This is a genomic window from Arthrobacter sp. 24S4-2 (assembly GCF_005280255.1).
Classification (GTDB): domain Bacteria; phylum Actinomycetota; class Actinomycetes; order Actinomycetales; family Micrococcaceae; genus Arthrobacter.
Map to the genome: position 1 here is coordinate 3,107,991 of NZ_CP040018.1, position 18,919 is coordinate 3,126,909.

General features: G+C 64.1%; 22 protein-coding genes and 2 pseudogenes. 12 read left to right on the plus strand and 12 right to left on the minus strand.

The window, feature by feature from the left end:
• Positions 1-31: 31 nt before the first annotated feature.
• From FCN77_RS14325 to FCN77_RS14335, 3 genes are all read right to left on the minus strand, one after another.
• Positions 32-1,516 carry an IS1182 family transposase gene (locus FCN77_RS14325; protein ID WP_137322813.1) on the minus strand — a complete coding sequence of 495 codons (1,485 nt, stop codon included), beginning with the start codon at positions 1,514-1,516 and terminating at the stop codon, positions 32-34.
• A 145-nt stretch (positions 1,517-1,661) separates the two neighbouring features.
• The gene (locus tag FCN77_RS14330; RefSeq protein WP_137322814.1) at positions 1,662-2,333 is read right to left on the minus strand and encodes a peptide deformylase; all 672 of its coding nucleotides are present in this window, start codon (positions 2,331-2,333) and stop codon (positions 1,662-1,664) included.
• A 9-nt stretch (positions 2,334-2,342) separates the two neighbouring features.
• Positions 2,343-3,296: a hypothetical protein gene (locus FCN77_RS14335; RefSeq protein WP_254678562.1), complete on the minus strand. Its 954-nt coding sequence runs from the start codon at positions 3,294-3,296 to the stop codon at positions 2,343-2,345.
• Between the two features lie 59 nt (positions 3,297-3,355).
• Between FCN77_RS14335 and FCN77_RS14340 the strand changes: the two genes are divergently transcribed.
• Positions 3,356-3,772 carry a nuclear transport factor 2 family protein gene (locus FCN77_RS14340; RefSeq protein ID WP_137322815.1) on the plus strand — a complete coding sequence of 139 codons (417 nt, stop codon included), beginning with the start codon at positions 3,356-3,358 and terminating at the stop codon, positions 3,770-3,772.
• Positions 3,773-3,799: 27 nt separating this feature from the next.
• On the opposite strand, the gene FCN77_RS14345 is transcribed toward FCN77_RS14340, so the two are convergent.
• The 3 genes from FCN77_RS14345 to FCN77_RS14355 are packed head-to-tail and all read right to left on the minus strand — an operon-like array spanning position 3,800 to position 6,883.
• Positions 3,800-4,933 carry an NAD(P)/FAD-dependent oxidoreductase gene (locus FCN77_RS14345; protein WP_137322816.1) on the minus strand — a complete coding sequence of 378 codons (1,134 nt, stop codon included), beginning with the start codon at positions 4,931-4,933 and terminating at the stop codon, positions 3,800-3,802.
• Positions 4,926-5,585: a class I SAM-dependent methyltransferase gene (locus FCN77_RS14350; protein ID WP_254679026.1), complete on the minus strand. Its 660-nt coding sequence runs from the start codon at positions 5,583-5,585 to the stop codon at positions 4,926-4,928. Before FCN77_RS14350 ends, FCN77_RS14345 begins: the two co-directional genes overlap by 8 nt.
• Positions 5,586-5,635: 50 nt before the next feature.
• Positions 5,636-6,883, minus strand: a complete 1,248-nt coding sequence (locus FCN77_RS14355) for a type III polyketide synthase (protein ID WP_254678563.1) — start codon at positions 6,881-6,883, stop codon at positions 5,636-5,638.
• A gap of 149 nt (positions 6,884-7,032) precedes the next feature.
• Between FCN77_RS14355 and FCN77_RS14360 the strand changes: the two genes are divergently transcribed.
• The 5 genes from FCN77_RS14360 (at position 7,033) to FCN77_RS14380 (ending at position 9,035) form a co-directional block, all read left to right on the plus strand.
• The gene (locus tag FCN77_RS14360) at positions 7,033-7,443 is read left to right on the plus strand and encodes a hypothetical protein (RefSeq protein ID WP_137322817.1); all 411 of its coding nucleotides are present in this window, start codon (positions 7,033-7,035) and stop codon (positions 7,441-7,443) included.
• A gap of 141 nt (positions 7,444-7,584) precedes the next feature.
• A complete protein-coding gene (locus FCN77_RS14365; protein WP_137322818.1) occupies positions 7,585-7,968 on the plus strand; it encodes a site-specific integrase in 384 nt (127 codons plus the stop codon).
• Positions 7,965-8,306 (plus strand): helix-turn-helix transcriptional regulator, encoded by a 342-nt coding sequence (locus FCN77_RS14370; RefSeq protein WP_137322819.1) that lies wholly within the window; start codon positions 7,965-7,967, stop codon positions 8,304-8,306. Before FCN77_RS14365 ends, FCN77_RS14370 begins: the two co-directional genes overlap by 4 nt.
• Positions 8,307-8,367: 61 nt before the next feature.
• Positions 8,368-8,658: a hypothetical protein gene (locus tag FCN77_RS14375; RefSeq protein ID WP_137322820.1), complete on the plus strand. Its 291-nt coding sequence runs from the start codon at positions 8,368-8,370 to the stop codon at positions 8,656-8,658.
• A 170-nt stretch (positions 8,659-8,828) separates the two neighbouring features.
• Entirely contained in the window at positions 8,829-9,035 is a 207-nt protein-coding gene (locus FCN77_RS14380) for a hypothetical protein (protein ID WP_137322821.1), read from the plus strand.
• Between the two features lie 68 nt (positions 9,036-9,103).
• Here the strand turns inward: FCN77_RS14380 and FCN77_RS14385 are convergent, their stop codons facing one another.
• A complete protein-coding gene (locus FCN77_RS14385) occupies positions 9,104-10,036 on the minus strand; it encodes a LysR family transcriptional regulator (protein ID WP_137322822.1) in 933 nt (310 codons plus the stop codon).
• An 83-nt stretch (positions 10,037-10,119) separates the two neighbouring features.
• Here FCN77_RS14385 and hisD point away from each other — a divergent pair, with 83 nt between their 5' ends.
• From hisD to FCN77_RS14405, 4 genes are all read left to right on the plus strand, one after another.
• Complete coding sequence (gene hisD, locus FCN77_RS14390) at positions 10,120-11,439, plus strand: histidinol dehydrogenase (RefSeq protein WP_137322823.1); 1,320 nt, start codon at positions 10,120-10,122, stop codon at positions 11,437-11,439.
• Positions 11,440-11,465: 26 nt separating this feature from the next.
• Positions 11,466-12,281: a transporter substrate-binding domain-containing protein gene (locus FCN77_RS14395; protein WP_137322824.1), complete on the plus strand. Its 816-nt coding sequence runs from the start codon at positions 11,466-11,468 to the stop codon at positions 12,279-12,281.
• An 80-nt stretch (positions 12,282-12,361) separates the two neighbouring features.
• On the plus strand, positions 12,362-13,015 hold the full coding sequence (locus FCN77_RS14400; RefSeq protein ID WP_137322825.1) for an amino acid ABC transporter permease: 654 nt from the start codon (positions 12,362-12,364) through the stop codon (positions 13,013-13,015).
• The gene (locus tag FCN77_RS14405; protein ID WP_137322826.1) at positions 13,008-13,844 is read left to right on the plus strand and encodes an amino acid ABC transporter ATP-binding protein; all 837 of its coding nucleotides are present in this window, start codon (positions 13,008-13,010) and stop codon (positions 13,842-13,844) included. The genes FCN77_RS14400 and FCN77_RS14405 overlap by 8 nt, the downstream gene beginning before the upstream one ends.
• A gap of 137 nt (positions 13,845-13,981) precedes the next feature.
• Here FCN77_RS14405 and FCN77_RS14410 read toward each other — a convergent pair.
• From FCN77_RS14410 to FCN77_RS14420, 3 genes and pseudogenes are all read right to left on the minus strand, one after another.
• Positions 13,982-14,294, minus strand: a pseudogene (locus FCN77_RS14410) (IS5/IS1182 family transposase); the annotation flags it as partial.
• Positions 14,295-14,336: 42 nt separating this feature from the next.
• Positions 14,337-14,477, minus strand: a pseudogene (locus FCN77_RS14415) (deaminase); the annotation flags it as partial.
• A gap of 196 nt (positions 14,478-14,673) precedes the next feature.
• On the minus strand, positions 14,674-14,826 hold the full coding sequence (locus tag FCN77_RS14420) for an LPXTG cell wall anchor domain-containing protein (RefSeq protein WP_137322827.1): 153 nt from the start codon (positions 14,824-14,826) through the stop codon (positions 14,674-14,676).
• A gap of 1,179 nt (positions 14,827-16,005) precedes the next feature.
• Here FCN77_RS14420 and FCN77_RS14430 point away from each other — a divergent pair.
• Positions 16,006-16,818: an SDR family NAD(P)-dependent oxidoreductase gene (locus FCN77_RS14430; protein WP_137322829.1), complete on the plus strand. Its 813-nt coding sequence runs from the start codon at positions 16,006-16,008 to the stop codon at positions 16,816-16,818.
• A 360-nt stretch (positions 16,819-17,178) separates the two neighbouring features.
• On the opposite strand, the gene FCN77_RS14435 is transcribed toward FCN77_RS14430, so the two are convergent.
• Both FCN77_RS14435 and FCN77_RS14440 read right to left on the minus strand, forming a co-directional pair.
• The gene (locus FCN77_RS14435) at positions 17,179-17,475 is read right to left on the minus strand and encodes a putative quinol monooxygenase (protein WP_137322830.1); all 297 of its coding nucleotides are present in this window, start codon (positions 17,473-17,475) and stop codon (positions 17,179-17,181) included.
• A gap of 142 nt (positions 17,476-17,617) precedes the next feature.
• A complete protein-coding gene (locus FCN77_RS14440) occupies positions 17,618-18,094 on the minus strand; it encodes a VOC family protein (protein ID WP_137322831.1) in 477 nt (158 codons plus the stop codon).
• Positions 18,095-18,289: 195 nt separating this feature from the next.
• Between FCN77_RS14440 and FCN77_RS14445 the strand changes: the two genes are divergently transcribed.
• The gene (locus FCN77_RS14445; protein ID WP_137322832.1) at positions 18,290-18,919 is read left to right on the plus strand and encodes a LysE family translocator; all 630 of its coding nucleotides are present in this window, start codon (positions 18,290-18,292) and stop codon (positions 18,917-18,919) included.

Consider the following 18,919-nt stretch of genomic DNA (forward strand, 5'->3'; position numbering starts at 1 on the left):
CCGGGCAGCCGTGGCCGCCTTGGCCCGTGGGTTAGGCTCCGGCCGGCGCGTTGAGACCGGCTTTGGCTTTGAAAGTGAACAATTTCAGCAGGTTGTGACAGCCTGCCATCAGTTCCCACTCGTGTTTGGCCTGTTCGAGGCCGCGCAGGAGTACGTGTTTGCCCTGGCGGGTGTGGATTTGCCCGAAGACCGGTTCGATGATCGCCTTGCGCCGCGCGTAAACGGACCGGCCCTTCTTGGTTTTGAGTTTCCTCGCCATCCGTTCCCGGAGTGTGGCGGTGGCCGGGATCCTGCCCCGGGGCGTCTCGGGAACCTTTTCGCCGTGTTTGAGCCGGCCGGTCGCGATGAAGAACTCGGTCCCGCCGGCGGCCTCGATTTCCTTCACGTGTTCGAGGTTGGCTGCTGAACAATATCCGGCATCAATGGTCCATTGGGCGGGCATCCGGCCCAGGGTTTCGGCGGTGCGTTCGGTCATCGGGACCAGTTGCTGCACGTCCACCGCGGTGTTGTTCAGATCGGTGGCGACGATGACCTGATGGTCCGCGTCGACCACGGCCTGGGCGTTGTAGCAATAGTGGTACGAGCCGTCTGCGGTCTTCATGATCCGGGAGTCGGGGTCCGTGAAATTGCGCTGGGCCCTCGGTCTGACCTCCGCTTTGGCCGCGGCTTCCTCGCCCTTGGCCGCAGCAGCCCCGTCGTCATCGCCGCGGTCCCGGGCTTTCTGCTCCGCCTCTTTGCGTGCTTTGGCTGCTGCGTCCTCTTCGAGCTGTTTGCGGGCCGCGGCCATCTTCGCCAGCCGCGATTGCCGGTCGGCCAGGTCCGGCGGGAGCTCATCGCCGCGCGTATCCGCCCCGAACCGGGCATCCTCCTCCCTGTCCACGGCCTCGGCGTCGGCGAGCATGTCCGAGACCTCCGCGGCGAGGATCCTCTGTTTTTCGGTCAGCCGTCCGTAGCTCATCGCCTTTCGCCGGGACGCGTTGGCCCGGACCTTCGTCCCGTCCAGGGCAACCCGGCCCAACGAGACCATGCCCGCGGCCCGGCAGAGTTCCAGCGCCTGCAGGAACACGTTCCCCAACGCCGCGAGATGGCGTTTGCGGAACCGGCCGATGGACCGGAAATCCGGTGCCTGCTGCCCGGCCAGCCAACGGAACGCGACCACGTCCACGCACGCCCGCTCCAACTCCCGGGAGGAACGCACCCCGACGCAGTAACCGTAAAGCAGGACCCGGACCATCAACCGCGGATCATACGGCGGCTGGCCCTTCGTCTTCCCATACGAGCCGTAGAACCGGGACAGATCCAGCTCCCGGGACACCAGATCAGCGATGAACCGGGCCAGATGATTGCCCGGCAACCACTCATCCAGCGACGGCGGGACCAGCATCACCGCGTCCGGCTCAAAGGATTTGAACCGCTTGTTCACACCAGCACCGGCCTCAACGATCCCGTCATCAAAACGCTCCACCCGCTCCACGAGAGCTTCATCAAAAAGGCCATCCTGGGAACCGGAATTCATACTCCCGATTCTTCCAGCCACTCCTCCCGCACCCCGGCAATTCACACGGCGTTTTAAGAACCCGGCCGACTACTGACCCGCGCTCCTAGCCGCTACCGGACGCGCGGGCCGCGCTGCGAGCTAAACCGTGTCGTTGTACTGCGAGCTATTCCGTGGGGTGGTCCGGCAGGAAGCCCAGCTCCTGCCGGGCGAGCCCGATGTCCGGGTGCGCCCAGCGGGCAGCGTATTCCACGTTGTTGCTCAGGGAACGCAGCTCCGCCCGGTCTATGTAGAGGATGCCCTGCAGGTGGTCGGTCTCGTGCTGCACAATCCGCGCCTGCCATCCGGAGAAATCCTGCTGCCTTGCGACCCCGGCGGGGTCCGTGAAGTCGAGGCGGACTGTGTCCGGACGCGACACCACGGCCTGCAGCCCCTGCAGGGAGAGGCAGCCTTCGTAGAACGCTGCCCTGCCGCTGCCCACCGCACGGTAGGTGGGGTTGATGACGGCGAAGAACTCCAGCGGCGAGCGTGCGCGCACGGCGGACGTTTCGGCGTCGACGTCGTACTGGTCCTCAAGCACCGCGAGCTGCAAGGGGATACCCAGCTGCGGGGCCGCCAGGCCGACACCGGGCGCATCGTGCATGACCTCGCGCATCAGGGCGATCAGGTCCGCGAGCTCGGCGCTGTCCAGCTGGCCGTCGTACAGGGCTGCCTGCTGCCGCAGCACGGGATGACCGGCCTGGACAATCGGAGGAAGCGTACCGGCAGCCAGGATCTCCTGAACTGTTTCCCTGATCCGGGCTGTGCTGAACGGCGTGGGGTTCGCGACATGAAGCATGGGAAAAGCCTAGTGCGCTCCGCAGGCCGCTGTGACGAAGCCGTAGATCTGCCCTTTCAACGCCGCTCCGGCGGCAATCTTGAGCGTTCCCTTTTTCCCGCCGACGTCCACGAGCAGCGGCAGCAGGGTCCCCACCTTGTCCTCGGCGACAGCATGGGCATCGCAGCGCGCCGGGCGGATCCGCAGGCGGTACTCGGCCGCGGCGCCGCCGGCGACCACCACGACGCCGCGCGGCCACGGGGTTTCAGGCGGCTCGGCCAGCAGGGTGGTGCCCTCGATCCGTTCGATGCTCAGCCGCTCGGGCGTCCCGGCAGCTGCTTCGCGCGGCGTCACCGTCAGACGCACGACGGCGGTCCGGGCGTCCGCTGCAATCTCCAGGCCCGGCGCCAGCCCGATGACGGCCACGCGCGCGGCAGCCTTCGCCAGGCACAGCTCTGCGTAGTTCCGGGCCAGCACGCCGAAGGGATCGGCGGCGGGTAGCCGCTGGTCGAGGGTTGCGGAACCCTGGCGGAACGAGACGTGCACCTCGGCCGCGGCCGTCGGCTCATCCGACGCACGGTCTGCCGACGCCTCCGCAGGTGCATGGCAGGAAGGATCCCGCAGCCGGGCGGGCAGGCTCTTCGTCTGGTTCGGCGGAATTTCGGTCCCGCCAGGTGCAGCCTGCCAGGCCGATCCCGGCGGAAACATGGGGCTCGCCAGTTCGGCAGCCAGCACGGTCACCGGTGCGGAGGTGGTGTTGCTGAGCTGGATCTCGATGATCTGTTTGCTGTAGTTGTCCCTGAACTGGTTGAGTTCGGCTGTGAGGGGGGAATCCGGTGTCGGACTGGCAGACGCGGTGGCTGTGGTCCCGGGCTGCTGTCCCGGAGCCGGCGTGCAGCCCTGCAAGGCTGTCGCGGCGAGCAGGACAGCCAGCACGACGGGCGCGGCACGGGTCCGCCGTGCTGGCAGCAGGTCACGGTTCATGCCAGCAGTCTAGAGCCCCGGCTCCGCGGCGTCGCCGGGCATGGGCTACCCTCGTTTCCATGACTGAACAGACGGCGCTGGACTGCGTCCTTGGATTTGTGCGCGCGATTGAGGCCGGCGGCGGCGCCGCCGAGGTTGACGCTTTCCTGGCTGATGACTTCAAGCTGGTCGAGGCGCCGCACCTGCTGGCTCCGGAGGGGTCCACGCGCAGCCGGGACCAGGTGCTGGCTGGCGCCGATCAGAGCCGCACTGTAGTGGAGGGCCAGCGTTTTGACGTCCGGCGGACCACCTGCGAAGGTGGCCGCGTGGTGCTGGAAGTGGACTGGTCGGCCACGCTGCTGATGGACCTCCGGTACTGGGACGCCGGCGAGGTCATCCAGGCCCGGACAACATCCGTCTTCGAGGTCCGGGACGGCAGGATCGCCAGTCAGGACAGCTACGACTGCTATTTCACGAATGGCTCGCCCCCGGAATAGCCCGCTCTTATGGTGGTGCACCCTGGGCTAGTGCATGGTGAACCGTGCGGCCACGCGCGAACTGATTGCCGGCACGCCGGCCGTCCATCCGATGGCCCGGTTGCGGGCACGCCACAGCGGCGCGGGCAGCGGCCGCCCCAGAGCCATGTTGATTTCGGCTTGCCGGGCAGCCTTCGCGGCAGCCCGCAGGCGGTCATGTTGAAATTCCCTCAGCCCGCCGGCTGCCGGGATGTGCCTCAACGCACGCAGGATCAGGGGTGCCAGGGCCGCGGCATCGAGCCAGCCGAGGTTCATTCCCTGGCCGCCGATGGGGCTGATTTCATGGGCGGCGTCGCCGATGAGCGCTGTGCGGCCATGAACTATCCGCTGCGCCAGGCGTGACCGTACACCGAAGCTGCTGAGCATCGAGTTGGTCCCCGCGTCGACGTCGATTCCCGTCCGGTCCCGCACGATTCCGGCCAGCAACCCGGCGGTTGGCTCGTCCGGCGCGGCCGGCATTCGGGCCACCCAGCGCCGCACTCCTTCCGGCAGTGGAAAGGACTCCACGATCCCGGCCCTTTCGAGGAAGAGGGCTGCATCCGGGCCGAAAGCCGTGCTGTCGGCGAAATCGCCCATCAGGTAGGTGTCGGGATATTCCTTCAGCCGGACGGGGATGCCGAGCAGCTGCCGGATGGTCGAGCGGACGCCGTCCGCTGCCACGGCGAGGGAGGCGTGGGTCCGTGATTCCCCGCCGGCGGTGGCCACGTCCACCGCCACGCTATCGCCGTCGTCGTGAAGCGCCGTCACGGCGGCCCCGCGGAGCAGTGCCGCGCCGTCCAGTTCCCGGACCCGACGCTCCAGAACGGCTTCGGTGCGTGCCTGCGGGATGGACAGCACAAACGGGTAGCGGACGGAGACACCGTCGAAGGACATCCCGGCCACTTCCACGCCGCCCGCGATGGCAACGCCCCGGCGGATCTGCACTCCCTCCGGTACCAGGAGGGAGGCTACTCCGATGCTGTCCAGGGCTTCAAGGGACGGGGGATGGATGCCGATCGCGCGCGAGTGGCGGTTGGGCTCCGCGTTCCGCTCCAGGACTCGAACCGTCACGCCGTGTTGCAGCAGGACGGCGGCAAGGTAGAGTCCCACCGGCCCGCCGCCCACCACGACGACGTCAATCACCGCCGGGGTTCCGGTTCAGTGTCAGGAGGTTGCGGAAGGGGGAGCGGCGGGCAACGGCCCAGCCCGGGGGAGTGGCGGCCCGGAGTTCGGCGGTGGTGTAGCTGCGGCGGATCGAAGTCAGTCCGTCTGCCCTGATGTAGGAACCGGGGAACGCCCACGAAGCCGCGTAGAACAGTGCATAGGCGGCCGGACTGCGGCGGATGTCGTTGTGGATGGCGGTACCGCTGCACAGCAGCGCCGATTCGGCGAGGAACTGCGGCAGGCCAGCCGCGTCCAGGTGGTGCAGTACATGGTTGGAAATCACGACGTCGAAGCGTAAGCCCTCGGCGGCCAGCTCTGCCGTCGATGCCTGCCGGAACGTCACGTCGCGGGTGTGCTTCCGGCGTCCCGCAAATTCGAAAGCACGGCGGTCGGGGTCGACGGCCGTAATCTCCAGCCTGAGGCGGTCGCGCTGTGCCCAGGCGGCGAGCAGAATGGCCACATCCCCGCCGCCGCAGCCGATGTCCAGCAGGGTTGTCACTGTGGTTGCCGACAGGACCGGCCGGAGGTGGGTCCGGTAGATTCCGCGCCACCCGGCGACTGCCCGGTTGACCACTGAAAACTGGGCGTAGGTGCGGTCCAGGCGTGCAGGATCACAGCCCGGAAGGTCCATTTCCTCCAGCGCGTGGGCATCGCGTTCGCGCAGGAATCCGGCGTTGGCTGTCAAATGAATGACGGCTCGGTCCGCGGGGATTCCTCCCGGGCCGTTCCATCCGATTCTGCGGCGGATGCCTGGTCTGACTTGCCGGACTTGCGTGACTGGCCGGCGGGGCCGGCGAGGGGTGCGCGCACTTTGGTGAACATCGCGGTTTCCACCGTGAGTCCGGGGCCGAAGGCCATGGAGCAGATGCGTTCGTCCCCGTCCTGCGGCGGGAGCTCCGCGATGTGCTTGAGGACAAAGAGCACCGTGGCGCTGCTCATGTTTCCGAAGTTACGGAGCGTTTCCCTGGCGGGCACCAATTGCTCGTCAGTGAGTTGGAGACGGGACTGGACCTTGTCCAGGATGCTCCGCCCGCCCGGGTGGATGGCCCAGTGTGTGATGTCCCGGTAGGGGAGTCCGTGCAGGGATTCCTCACGCGACAGCAACGGTTCCAGGGCGCCGATGATGTGGTCGTCAATGATGTGCGGAACGTAGTTGCCCAGGACCATTTCGAAGCCTTGGTCGCCGATATTCCATGCCATGGATTCCTCACCGACAGGCGTGAGCACGGTTTCGAAGTGGTCCAGCTGCAGCAGGGGAGTACCGTCCGGAATGTCCCGTGCCGAAATGACAGCCGCCGCGGCGCCGTCGGCAAACAGGGCCGAGCCCATGATGGTGTCGGGATCGTTGGACGTCCGGACGTGGAGGGAGCACAGCTCGGCACAGACCACCAGGACCACGGCGTCAGGATCCGCCTCGCAGAACGACTTGGCCGCACGCAGCGCCGGAAAGGCTGCGTAACAACCCATAAAGCCAAGGTGGTAGCGCTGCACAGCGGGATTCAGCCCGAGGGCACGGACGATCTTGTAGTCCGGGCCCGGGTTGAAGAATCCCGTGCAGGACACAGTCACCAGATGAGTTATGTCAAGTGAATCAATCCCGTCGCAGGCATTGACCGCGGCCCTGGCGGATTCCACGAAGAGCTTGGTGGCTTCGCGGCCGAAGATGTCGTTGCGGACTTTTGTGCTGGGGCTCAGCAGCAATCCGGTTCCCGGGTCAAAAAACTGTGGCTCGTCGGCACGACTGTCCTTGGTGAGCTCACTGACAGCCGTGTATCTGGTATCGATGGCCGCGGAATCAAAACACGTGTTTACCAGCCTGGAGCCCAGCCTTGTGAGCCCGGGCTGGGCGGCAAACACATCACGGGCTTCAGACTGGATGAGCACGGTGGGCGGGACAGCAGTTTCCAGGGACCTCAGGTAGACCGTCATGGTTCATTCTCAGCGAGCCTCGCCGTTAAGACAATGGCACCTACCAAACAGTAGGAAGACCCCTTCCGGGCAGGCCGTTAATTACGCCGATAATCTACATTATGTAAAGTAGAAGTGATTCAATTGCAGAATGTGCGGATTAGGACCTGGTGATTCGCGCTTCCCCGTTTTGGGATATTTGGGATTGGACCGTCGGTGACGCTGATGAGTTCTTTGCCCATGAGCGCTCGATCCTGAAGCTGGCGTTCGCCACCATTCGTGCCTACCAAACTCATTTGAAGGTGTTCTGCGATTTCCTGACCGATCCTGTCTATGAGTGGGACCGGATCTGCGTTCAGGGGTCCGGCCGCTCCCCCGCCCAAATCATCACCGAATTCAATCGGGCCCGCCACGCCCAGAACAACGAACAGGCACCCACTAAACGGCCCTTCACCCGGGCCGAGCTGCAGGGCTTCTTCGACCTGGCTGACCTCGAAGTTCAACGGGTCCTGGCCTCGGGGCGCAAGGGCGCGGTCGCCGCCTACCGAGACGCCACAGTGTTCAAAACGGCCTGCGCCTGAGGTCTGCGGGCCAACGAAGTCACGCACTTGCAGACGGTGGACTTTTCCCGAAATCGACGGGCGCCCCAATTCAGCGAGTTCGGCGTTCTGCAGGTCCGATACGGCAAGGCGCAGCGGGGCTCACCGCCGAAGAGACGCTCCGTGCTGACAGTCTTTGACTGGTCTCCCGATGTCTTGGACACCTGGATCCGGAGCGGACTGCCCTGGCTGGCCCCCGCCGTGTCGGAAATCTTCCCCACTGCCAACGGACTGCCGGTTCCCAAGTCCAACCTGCACCGCCGCTTCCGCGACTATATCGATGAACTCGGCTATCCGCCGGGCCTGGATATCCATTCCCCGCAGCGGTCCTACGTCACGCATCTCTTCGAACGCTTTGGCTTCGACCACACGTTCGTCCAGCGGCAGGTCGGCCACGAACACGCCTCGACCACGTCAGTTTCCAGCGATTATCAGACTAGTGAACTCAACCGCGTGCTCGAAGACATGAGTGAGAAGGCGGTCAGGCCGAAGGAGGAAAGAGAATGAAACGGGACATCGAATACCGGTGGCGGGCCCGGGAACTCATGGCACGGAACGGCATGCGCAACACCCGCGAACTCGTCGAACCGCTACGGGAACGCGGTATCACCCTCTCCGAGTCGCAGATCTACCGCATGGTCAGCCAAAACCCCGAACGGATCTCCTTTCAGCTCCTGGCCGCTCTCTGCGACATCTTCGGCGTCGAAGCGAACGAGCTGTTCACCTTCACGGCCGCCGATGCGAGGTCCAAACGCCAGAAGCAGGCCACCGCCTCCGGGGAAAACGTCGTCCGCTTCGCTGACGCCTACAAACCCGTCAGGGCGAGAATCCTTGACGACGACTAAGCCCGGCAACCGCGGACAGCCCCGGTCCGAAGGCGAACACGGATGCGACCGATGCGGGCGGATGGCCGCAAAGATCCGCGTGACCTGGCCCGACGGGGCCATCTGCGGGATCTGCTTCACCACCGCACTGCGCACACGCGGATCCTGCTCCGGCTGCGGTGAAGAAAGGCTCCTTCCCGGCAAAGCCACCGACGGCACCGACATCTGCGGGGACTGCACGGGCATCACCACCAACATGACCTGCGAGGGCTGCGGGACAGAAACCGAAAGATTCCGCGCCGGCAACTGCATCCCCTGCGTCCTCCGAACCGACCTGGAGCGATGCTCCACCCCCACACTCCCCCGGACTTGAGCCTCAAACGCCTGATCGGAGTGCTCACCGGCGCAGGGAGGCCCGAGAGCGTCTACACCTGGATGCGCGGGCCAACACCAAGGAACTCCTCACCGGGCTCGGCACCCGGAGCATCGCGCTCACTCACGAGTCTTTTTGGAGAGACAGCAGGACTAATCGTGGCGCGTGGCATGACATTGGAAAGCGCCGTCTGGTCCACGGCCGACATCCCCGCCCTGCTGAAATCGGACATCCTTAGCCAAAACGTTCGCATGTTGATCGAGCCCATGGACGTCGACCCTGACGTTGCGGTCGTACACGCACTCGAGATGGCGAGCATCCTGCGCGCTGAGGGAGTTAACATTCCCGACCTGCGGCCAAGTCCTTCGGCACTCTGAACTGATCCTAATCAGGACTAAGCTATGGCTTCCATGGAGCTGAGGCCAGTGCTGGTGACGTGGCTGGGCTAATTCCGAACCTGCCGCCGGACGTTCTGCTCGGGCGCCACCTTGGCAAGCAGCGTCCGCTCGGCCATCTGGGCCATTTTGCGCGTTGCCGGCGAAAGGAAGGCAGCCTCCCGCTGGATCAGGGCGATAGTGTCGTACAGGGGTTCGGAAAATGGAACCGCTTTGATGTTTTTCGGGAAACCCGGCCCGTTGACGATTGCCTGCGGGACGAAGGTGTCTGCCGCCCCCGCGGCCACAAGGCCCAGGGCGGTATCAACGTGTTCCACTTCAATGTCGGGATCTATCTTCAGGCCTTTGAGCCGGGCGCGCTCGAGAATCTGGCGGCGCGTGGGGTCGCGCCAGCCGGCAAATGCGTCATAAAGCACCAGCTTGGACTCCGCGAGTTCCTCAATGGTCATGGGGCCGCTGGAGGGATCGCGCCGCGCGGAGACGTAAAAAACCTCGTCCCGGAAGAGCGGCCTGACTTGGAGCCCCGTTTCGACCACGGGGAGAACGATAAGCCCCGCCTCAATTTCACCGGATGCCACAGATTCGGCCACGGCGACGGAGTTCAGGCCCACAAGCCGTACCTTCACCTTGGGATAGCGCCGGTGGAAGCGCTGGACGAGGTCGGCAAGATCATAGTGTGCCCCGTACCGCAGGACACCAAAGGTGCAGACGCCGCCTTCCAGCGATGTCATGGATTTCAGGGCCTCCACGCCGTTGTCAAAAGACGTCACGGACTGCAACGCATGGACCTGGAGCTCAACGGCGGCCGTGGTGGGAATGAGCCGTCTCCCGCCGCGGGTGAAGAGGCTGTGGTTGAGCTCCTGTTCCAGCCTGCTGATGAGCTCCGAGACGGACGCCTGGCTTGTTTCCAACTTTCGGGCCGCGGCGGTGAAGGAGCCGAGCTCATAGGCGGCGAGGAAGGCCCGGAGTTGGGCGAGGGTCATGCTTCATCCTATAGGGCAACCCTATGACACGCACGTGTTCAGGTCCCGTTGTGCGATGGTTCGACTCCACGTACGTTTGTGCCATGCAACTGACAGAACGTGACCGAGGGCACATCCGGGGGAAATTCGCCACTCTGAAGGATCCCGCCATCGGCGGAGTCCCGGCCCAGCGGCTGCCGGAGGTCATCGAGACGGTTTCCAAGATGCTTGGCGACATCGAGAAGAACGGAATTGACGCCGTCGTCCGTTACTCACAGCAGCTCGACGGGTGGCAGGGAAAGAGCCTGGAGGTCGGCGAGGATGATCTTGCCAAGACCGGTGACTCACTCACTCCGGAACTGCGGGAGGCCCTGATGGCCAGCGCCGAGCGGACCAGGCTCTTCGCCGTCGAGCAACGCGAGCACCTCACCGATTTTGAGGCCGAGCTCCTCCCGGGCGTCTTTACCGGCCACAAGTACGTCCCCGTCGCGCGCGTCGGGGCCTACCTGCCTGCGGGCCGGTTCCCCATCCTCGCCAGCGCATTCATGACGGTGGGTGTTGCTAAGGCAGCCGGCGTCAGCAGCGTCATCTCCTGCACTCCGCCTGCCGGGCCGGATCGCGGACACCCGGCCGTTCTGTACGCCGCGTACCTCGCCGGAGTTGACCGGGCCTTTGTCCTCGGTGGGGTGCAGGCCATGGCCGCCATGGCCTTCGGCCTTCTCGGAGAGCAACCGTCGGACATCCTGGTCGGTGCAGGCAACGCCTACGTCACCGAGGCCAAACGCCAGCTGTTCGGGCGCGTTGGCATCGACCTCCTGGCCGGCCCGTCAGAGGTTGCCGTCATCGCCGACGAAACCGCGGACCCGGAACTCGTCGCTGCAGATCTTCTGGGCCAGGCCGAACACGGCCCGCAGTCACCGGCGTCCCTCGTGACAACATCCCGTGAGCTGGGTGAGGAAGTCATCAGGCACGTCGACAAGCAGCTGCGCACGCTGGCCACCCGGGACATAGCCGGGCCCGCATGGCGGGACTACGGCACCGTCTACGTGGCGGAGGACCGGGAAACGGCAGTTCAGATCATGGACGTGCTGGCCCCTGAGCACCTGGAAATCCAGACCTCGGACGATTCGTACTATCACGCGAACCTGCAGAATTACGGCTCCCTCTTCCTGGGACCGTGGTCCACCGTGGCCTACTCAGACAAGGGCACCTCCGGCACCAACCATGTGCTGCCCACCGGAGGGGGTGCCCGGTCATCAGCAGGGCTCTCCGTCTCCAGGTTCCTCAAACCGCTCACCTACCAGCGGGTCGAAAAGGACGCGACCCCGCGCCTGGCCAACTACGTGGCGACGATATCCGACGTCGAGGGAATGGAAGCCCACAAGGCCACCGCGACGCTTCGCCTCGACCGTTTCAACCGATAGAACCCACCACTAGCAAAAGGCACGTCATGATGAATACAAAGATGCTCCGCAGGCGCTTCGCTGTCCTGGTGCCCATGGGCCTTGTTGTTGCCCTGGCCATGACGGCATGTGGTTCAGGAGGCGGGACAGGCGGCGGCACGGGCGGCGCTGAACAGAAGACCATCACCATCGCAACGTCCAACGATGCACCCTTCTCCTTTACCGATCAGGCGTCCGGCGAACTCAAAGGCATTGACGGGGACATGATCAAGGCCATCGCCGATTCCAAGGGCTGGAAGATCAAGGTCTTCACCTCGGAGTTTGCCACGCTGATCGCGGCGCTGAACGCCAAGAAGGCCGACGTCATCGTGGATGCCATGTACATCACGGACGACCGCAAGAAGGAGATCAACTTTACCGATCCGTGGTACACCGAAGGCGAAGCAATGGTGGTGCCCGCGAACTCCACCCTGGCCTCCCGGGACGATGTGAAGGGCAAGGTCCTGGGGGCGCAGACGGGCACCGTGTTCAAGGATCTGGTGGACAGTCTGGGCGGGAGCCAGGTCAAGCTCTTCGACTCGCAGGCTGCCCTGCTGGCCGCCGTGGAAAACAAGCAGGTTGACGCCGTTTTCACCGACAGTGCCGTGATTGGCTACAGCCTGGTCCAGAAGCCCAACCCCAAGCTGAAGCTCGTGGCGCCCTACAAGCCTTACTACCCGGGCATCATCGGGGCCGGAGTGCGCAAGGACGATTCGCAGCTGCTGCAGGACCTGAATTCGGGGCTGGCGGAGCTCAAGAAATCGCCGAAGTACCTCGAGATTCTCAAGAAGTACGGCCTCGGCGAAGCCAACATGTCCAAGTAGCATTCGGCACCGGGCAGGGCCGGCGGACCCGCTCCACGGGAGTGCTATCGGCCGGCCCGACCCTAATCTAGGGATCCTTAATGGACTTCATCAACAACACCCTCGCCGTTTTTCCGGCACTGCTGGTGGCCGTACCCGTCGTGGTGCAACTGGCGCTTGGCGCCATGCTGCTGGCGCTGGTACTGGGCCTGCTGATCGCCCTGGCACGCATTTCCTCGATCAAGATCCTCCGCGGGATTGCGACCTTCTACCTGGAGGTCATCCGAGGAACCCCGTTGCTGGTGCAGCTGGTCTACATCTTCTTCGTCCTCCCCAGCATCGGCGTGGAAATCGAACCCGTTCCAGCCGGCATCCTGGGCTTGGGGCTCAACTATGCCGCGTACCTCTCCGAGGTTTTCCGCTCCGCGATCCTGTCGGTGGAACACGGCCAGACCGAAGCCGCACTGTCCCTTGGCTACACCCCCTCGAAGACCCTGTGGAAAGTGGTGATCCCGCAGTCTTTTGTGGTCTCCATGGGACCGATAGGCAACTACTTCATTGCCATGATCAAGGACACCGCGCTGACATCGGTGATCGCAGTGACCGAGATCCTGAAGACCGCCAACATCCTGAACAGCCAGACTTTCCAGACCACGGCCATCTATACCGCTGCGGCGATTCTCTATCTGATTATCAGCCTCCCACTCTCGCGCGTCGTGGTGGTGCTTGAACGAAAGGCACGGGCCAATGGCTGACGAGACCATCATCGACGTCCACGATGTCCACAAGACGTTCGTCTCGCAGACGAAGAGGACTCTGTGGGGCCGGCTGACGGGCCGGGCCCACGTGGAAAAGAGGGTGGAAGTGCTCAAGGGAGTGGATCTTGTTGTCCACCGCGGTGAGACCATCGCCATCCTGGGGTCCAGCGGCTCCGGCAAAAGCACGTTGCTGCGCTGCATCAACAAACTCGAAACCATTGACGCCGGCCGTATTTACGTCAACGGGCACCTCATCGGCTACGAGGAACGCGACGGCGAGCTGATCGCCGAAAAGGCATCCATCACCGCCCAGAAGCGCACGGACATTGGCTTCGTGTTCCAGCACTTCAACCTGTTCCTCAACAAGACGGCCCTGGGCAACGTCATGGCTCCGCTGCGGGACGTCAAGAAGCTCTCAGCGGCCGAGGCCCGGAGCATCGCAGTGCCCAACCTGGAAATGGTGGGACTGGCCGACAAGATGGAGAACTATCCCAGCAAGCTCTCCGGCGGCCAGAAGCAGCGCGTTGCCATCGCCCGTGCCCTCGCCATGGAGCCCAGCGTGATGCTCTTCGACGAGCCGACATCCGCCCTGGACCCCGAACTGGTGGGTGAAGTCCTCGCCGTCATCAAGAAAATCGCCCAACAGGGGACCACGATGGTCATCGTCACCCACGAGATGCAGTTCGCCCGGGATATCGCTGACCGCATTGTCGTCATGGACCAAGGGGTGATCGTGGAGGAGGGGCCTCCCAGCCGGATCTTCACCACGCCGCAGCATCCGAAGACCCGGGCCCTGCTGAGCCGGTCGGGCATCCTGCCGGCGTAACGGTCTCTTGGAACAGGGCCGGTGGGGAGATCCGGACCGGCCTCCCCGCCGTCCCGTTGACTACGGCACCGTTCCGCCGGCATTTCGATCTTGTGCTTACAGGCAGCGAATAAGATCCGGTCCGCGACCATCGAAGAGCGGGTATTGCCGGCCGGGCAGGTCACGATCCCGGCATCCTCATCAACGGAAAAGTCATCGAGAGTGAAGCCGCCCTCCACGGCCGGGCACAGCGGCCAAGGCTTGATGACGACATGGGCCTTGAACCCGTCCTGCTGCCGGGACTGCGTCTTATGCGCGTGCCTGACCTCCGGATCCACGGTGGAGATCACCCTGTTCCGACGCCACTTTCCGTGCGATCCGCCAGCGACCGTCCGTGCTGTCGGAGCCCTCGGCCGGCTCAACATCCTGCCCGGAGACCAGCGCCAACGGGGCCACCGACTCCGCCGCCCTGCCCTCGAGACCGTCCGTGTCGATGGAGCCTAGCAGTGCCTTCGCCTCGCCGGTCTCGTCGTCGGAATACGCCCACTGCCAGCCGCCGAATTCGAAGCCGCCCTCACGGTCCTCCTCGGGGCCGCCCGGCGCCTGGTACACGCCGTCGAGGGTGATGAACAGGTCGACGGAGAGGATCCCCATGGTGTGCTCCTTTGCGTGAACGGCGACCGGATGCCGCCTCTACCCGTGCCTCGATCGGGAGGGCCCGGAATCGACATCACTGCGTGCCACACCAGCGACGAGCGCACGGCAGGTAGAGATGGACGCGGGCGGAGACGCTGTGCCGGTGGCGGCACCATCCAGGTGCCGCCGCAACTGAGACAGATCAAATCGCGGATCATGCCTTAGCCTTCCGCTTCACCCAGCCCCACACGCCTGTAGCCACAAACAGGACGAGGCCGATGATGGCCAGCCAAATCAGGCCCTTCACGGCAAAACCAACGATTGACAGAACAAGCCAGATAACCAGAAGCGCAATTATTAGTCCCATACCGGCATCCTACTCCCCGGTAAATCCGACCAGGTCGACCCGGGCGGCAGCGGCTGCACCTTTAGTGACTCGGGATCGGTCACTCTGGCCGTTTGCGATTCTTTTGGGGGATTTAGTGGCTCGGACACACAACGCACAGGTTTTTCTCACAGGGGTGATCCTGATGCCGCTCGGCTGGTTACTTTTCGGCCCGCTCGGGGTCCGGTCAGCCAACCCCGAGTACAGAAACGATGAGGACTTGTACACCGTACTCACCCTGTTCGGCGGTTTCCTGTTGCTGCTAGGAACTGCTCTTGTTCTCGCTGGTATCTTCCGCGCACTTCGCCAAGTCGACAGCCTGCCTGCAGTTGACCGAAAGGCCTCCCTGGCCGCGGACCCGGAAGCGCCCGGAACTAATTCTGAGTTCCCACCCGGAACCTGGCAATGAATCCCCTGTCGGTGATACCGGGCGGTACAACGCTCGTTTGGCTGCTGCACGCGTACCTGCGGAAGAATCAATTATCGGTGTGACCGGATTTCCGCGCTTTCTCCCTCGGGGCCCGCGATGCGCTGGCATCGTAATTCCACGCGTAAAGGCCAATTCTCCGCCCCGTGAAGGTGGCTAGCAACGCTCGACGCGGTCGGCAACGATAGAGAATTCATCTTGCTGCGCCTCGTGCCACGTGAGCATTACGTCCTCGCCTGGGACAAGCTCAAGAAACTCTTTCGCCGTCTGAACGGTGCAGGAAAAATGGGCGAAGCACTCTGCGGCCACGCCCTCGATCTGGATAGACCCCCACCCTTCTTCGCGGTGCCACGTTTTGACGGTTCCCTTACTTGGAGGTTCGTCCATGTCACCGATGCTAGTCACCCGGGACGAATGCTCCGCCGTTCCATTGACTTGTAGGTCCGATGTGTCAGACGACCACTTTCAGCCTCGGTAAGGGTTTCCCAAATGGGCAGTAAACCGCCGCTCAAAGCTGCGCTGCAACACTAGCCCTCGGGCAACCAGCAGCTGAAAACCGGGAAAGCACTGACTGGTTTCCCTGCCCCAGCCATGGTCCCGTTTGGCCTTCCCCAACGGGACCCTGAACACCAATACCCAAAGTTGTGCAGACGGTGTCTGGGCTTCTGGCCCAAGCCGCCCGCTCCGGCTTATCATGAGGTCCCGGAACGGAAACTAAGCGGGGTCCGCCTAACATGACCAATGATCGCGAACGCAACGAAGCGCCGATGGCAAACGTGGCGCTCGTGACCGGCGCGAGCCGGGGAGTTGGCCGGGGAATCGCGGTGGGCCTTTTGGACGCGGGCTTTCGCGTTTACGGATCGGGCCGCTCGATTGACCAGGCGGACCTGCCGCAGGAAATACGGCGCGTGCGCTGCGACCATCTCAAAGACGAAGAGACCGCACGGGTGTTTGAGGCGATCCGGTCAGAGTGCGGCACGCTCGATCTCCTCGTCAATTGCGCCTGGGGCGGCTACGAGAAAATGGTCGAAGGCGGCGCATTCACGTGGGCTGCGCCGTTTTGGGATCAACCGCCGCATCGCTGGACCGGCATGATGGACGCCGGCGTGCGCGCGGCATTTGTGTGTTCGGCGCACGCAGCACGGATGATGACGCAGCTGCACCGCGGCTTGATCGTCAACATCAGCTTCTGGTCGGCGCAGCGTCATCTCGGCAACACGATCTACGGCATCGCAAAAGCGGCGACGGACAAGATGACGTCCGACATGGCCGTCGAGCTGAAACCGTTCGGTATTCCGGTAATCTCGCTCTACCCCGGCCTGGTTCGAACCGAATCGGTCCTGGCGGCGGCGAAAGGTGGCGCGTTCGATCTCGCCACCAGCGAGAGCCCTGAGTTCATCGGCCGCGTGATCAGCGCCCTGTTCCACGATCCGGACCTGATGGCGCGGACCGGCAGGGTGCTGGTGGCCGCCGCAGTTGCGAAGGAGTTCGGCGTAGTGGACATCGACGGAAGTTCGCCGCCGGCGCTGACAGTTGCCGACATGTAGGACTCTCGATGGCTTGAACGCCCGCAACGCCCGCACGGTCGCTATCACTCGTGACCAGGAGTGTTCAGCAGGAAACCGCCCGCACAGCAGCGGCCGCGCTGCGGCGGCAGATCTTTCCCACGGAACTGGGTCCCTGCGCCGTGCGGGTGCAGCAAGGCACCGGCGACCGGTGTGAGAAGACGCCCGGCCAGCCAGCATCTCTGCGGCCACCGGGCCGCGGCGCATTACGACGTTGACCAGTGGCGCAGCATCCGCTGCCCGGTCCTGGCGACCCGCGGGGACAGCGATGTGTTCACGTCTCTGTCCGACCTGGTCCGGTTGGCTGGCCTATAGGGCGCGTGGGATGGGCCAGCCCGAGCGTCACCCGATGGTTGCGGCCTCGTCCAAGGTGTGCGGTTGGAAGTGCTCCAGCATCTCCCGCAGTGCCTCATAGCCCTCGGTGAAAGTTGCCGAAGCCCGCCAGCGTTCAACCTCTTCGGGCGATTCCCAGGGGCCGGTGCTGATGAACCTGTTGGGAACGTCACGGTCGCGCATCAGGACTGCCTTTGCGCCGGGAAAATCCTCCTTTGTCTTACTGGCCAGATCGCGCCAGGCCTGCACAAAATCATTCTCCCGTCCGGGTTTCACCAACCAGATTCCAAGCGTGTAAACAGACATGGCGAACGCCTCCAATCACGTGCCGGGTAGGTACTCCCGATTATCTGCCTCAGGCGCCAACCGGGAGTAGGGCCGCATGGCACGGGAGCCACTCCCCTGCTTCGCATGCTCCCCTGCTGCCCGCCCAATGGAAGCCTGCAAGTCAGGACCCGTCGTAAGCGGCCTGGAGTTCGCTGATGACGAGCTTGCGCATGCCCAGCATCGCCTGCATGGCACGCTGCGAGCCCTCCGGATCAGGGCCGCCCAGCAGCTGCCCCATCACTGACGGCACAACCTGCCATGAGACCCCGAACTTGTCCTTGAGCCAGCCGCACTGGCTCTCTGAACCACCTTCGGTGAGGGCGGACCAGTAGCGGTCCACTTCCTCCTGCGAGGAGCAGTCGATCACAAAGGAGACTGCCTCGTTGAAGGTGAATGCCGGGCCACCGTTGAGCGCCAGGAACTTCCGGCCTTCGATTTCGAACTCCACGGTCATCGCCTGTCCCGCCGGTCCTGGGCCGCCGTCACCGTACCGTGCAACGCTGAGAATCTTGGATCCGTCAAATACCGAGACGTAGAAGTCAGCTGCTTCCTCGGCCTGCGTGTCGAACCACAGGCAAGTGGTGATCTTTTGAGTCACGTTTTTCCCTAATCTCGCTTCAGCGCCGGAAAGGACTCCCGACGGCGATCCTTCGGATGCGCTTGTGAGCCTAGCCGGGCGTGATACCCCGCACAATGGCACCAACAGTGGCACCCACAATGGCATCGCCGTTGCACGCACGTAACGCTGCGGCGGCGCCCGCGGAAGCCAGGATCCGCCCGGTTATCATCGAGTGTGTCTGTCACCGAATCCCTGCTCCAGTTCGCCCTGGTCGCTGCGCTCCTTACTGTCATCCCCGGGCTGGACACCATCCTGGTGCTCCGGACAGCCATCAGCCGAGGCCGGGCTCCTGCCTTTGCCACGGCCGCCGGGATCTGCACGGGAACGGTCGCCTGGGGTTTGGCTGCCGCGCTCGGGGCATCCGCGCTCCTCGCAGCGTCCGAGGCCGCCTTTACGGTGCTGAAGATTGCGGGTGCCTGCTACATGGCATGGCTGGGGATCTCAATGTTCATCAGGACCTTCAGGAACGGACCGGTGGAGCCCGTTGATGTTCCGCAGGCCCCCAGCTCACGCGGTGCGTGGTTGACCGGCGTGACAACCAGTCTGCTCAACCCCAAAGTCGGGGTCTTTTACATGGCCATGATCCCGCAGTTCCTGCCGCAGGATGTCCCGCCCCTCCTGATGGGAATCCTGCTGCCCCTGGTGCACAACGTGGAGGGCATGCTCTGGTTCGCCGGAATCATCGTGGCCACCCAGTACGCCCGCCGCTGGCTCCAGTCCCCGTCGGTGGGCAAGGCCACCGACCGCATTGCCGGCGTCGTACTGATTGCGTTTGCCGCGAAAATCGCGGCCAGCAAGGCCTGA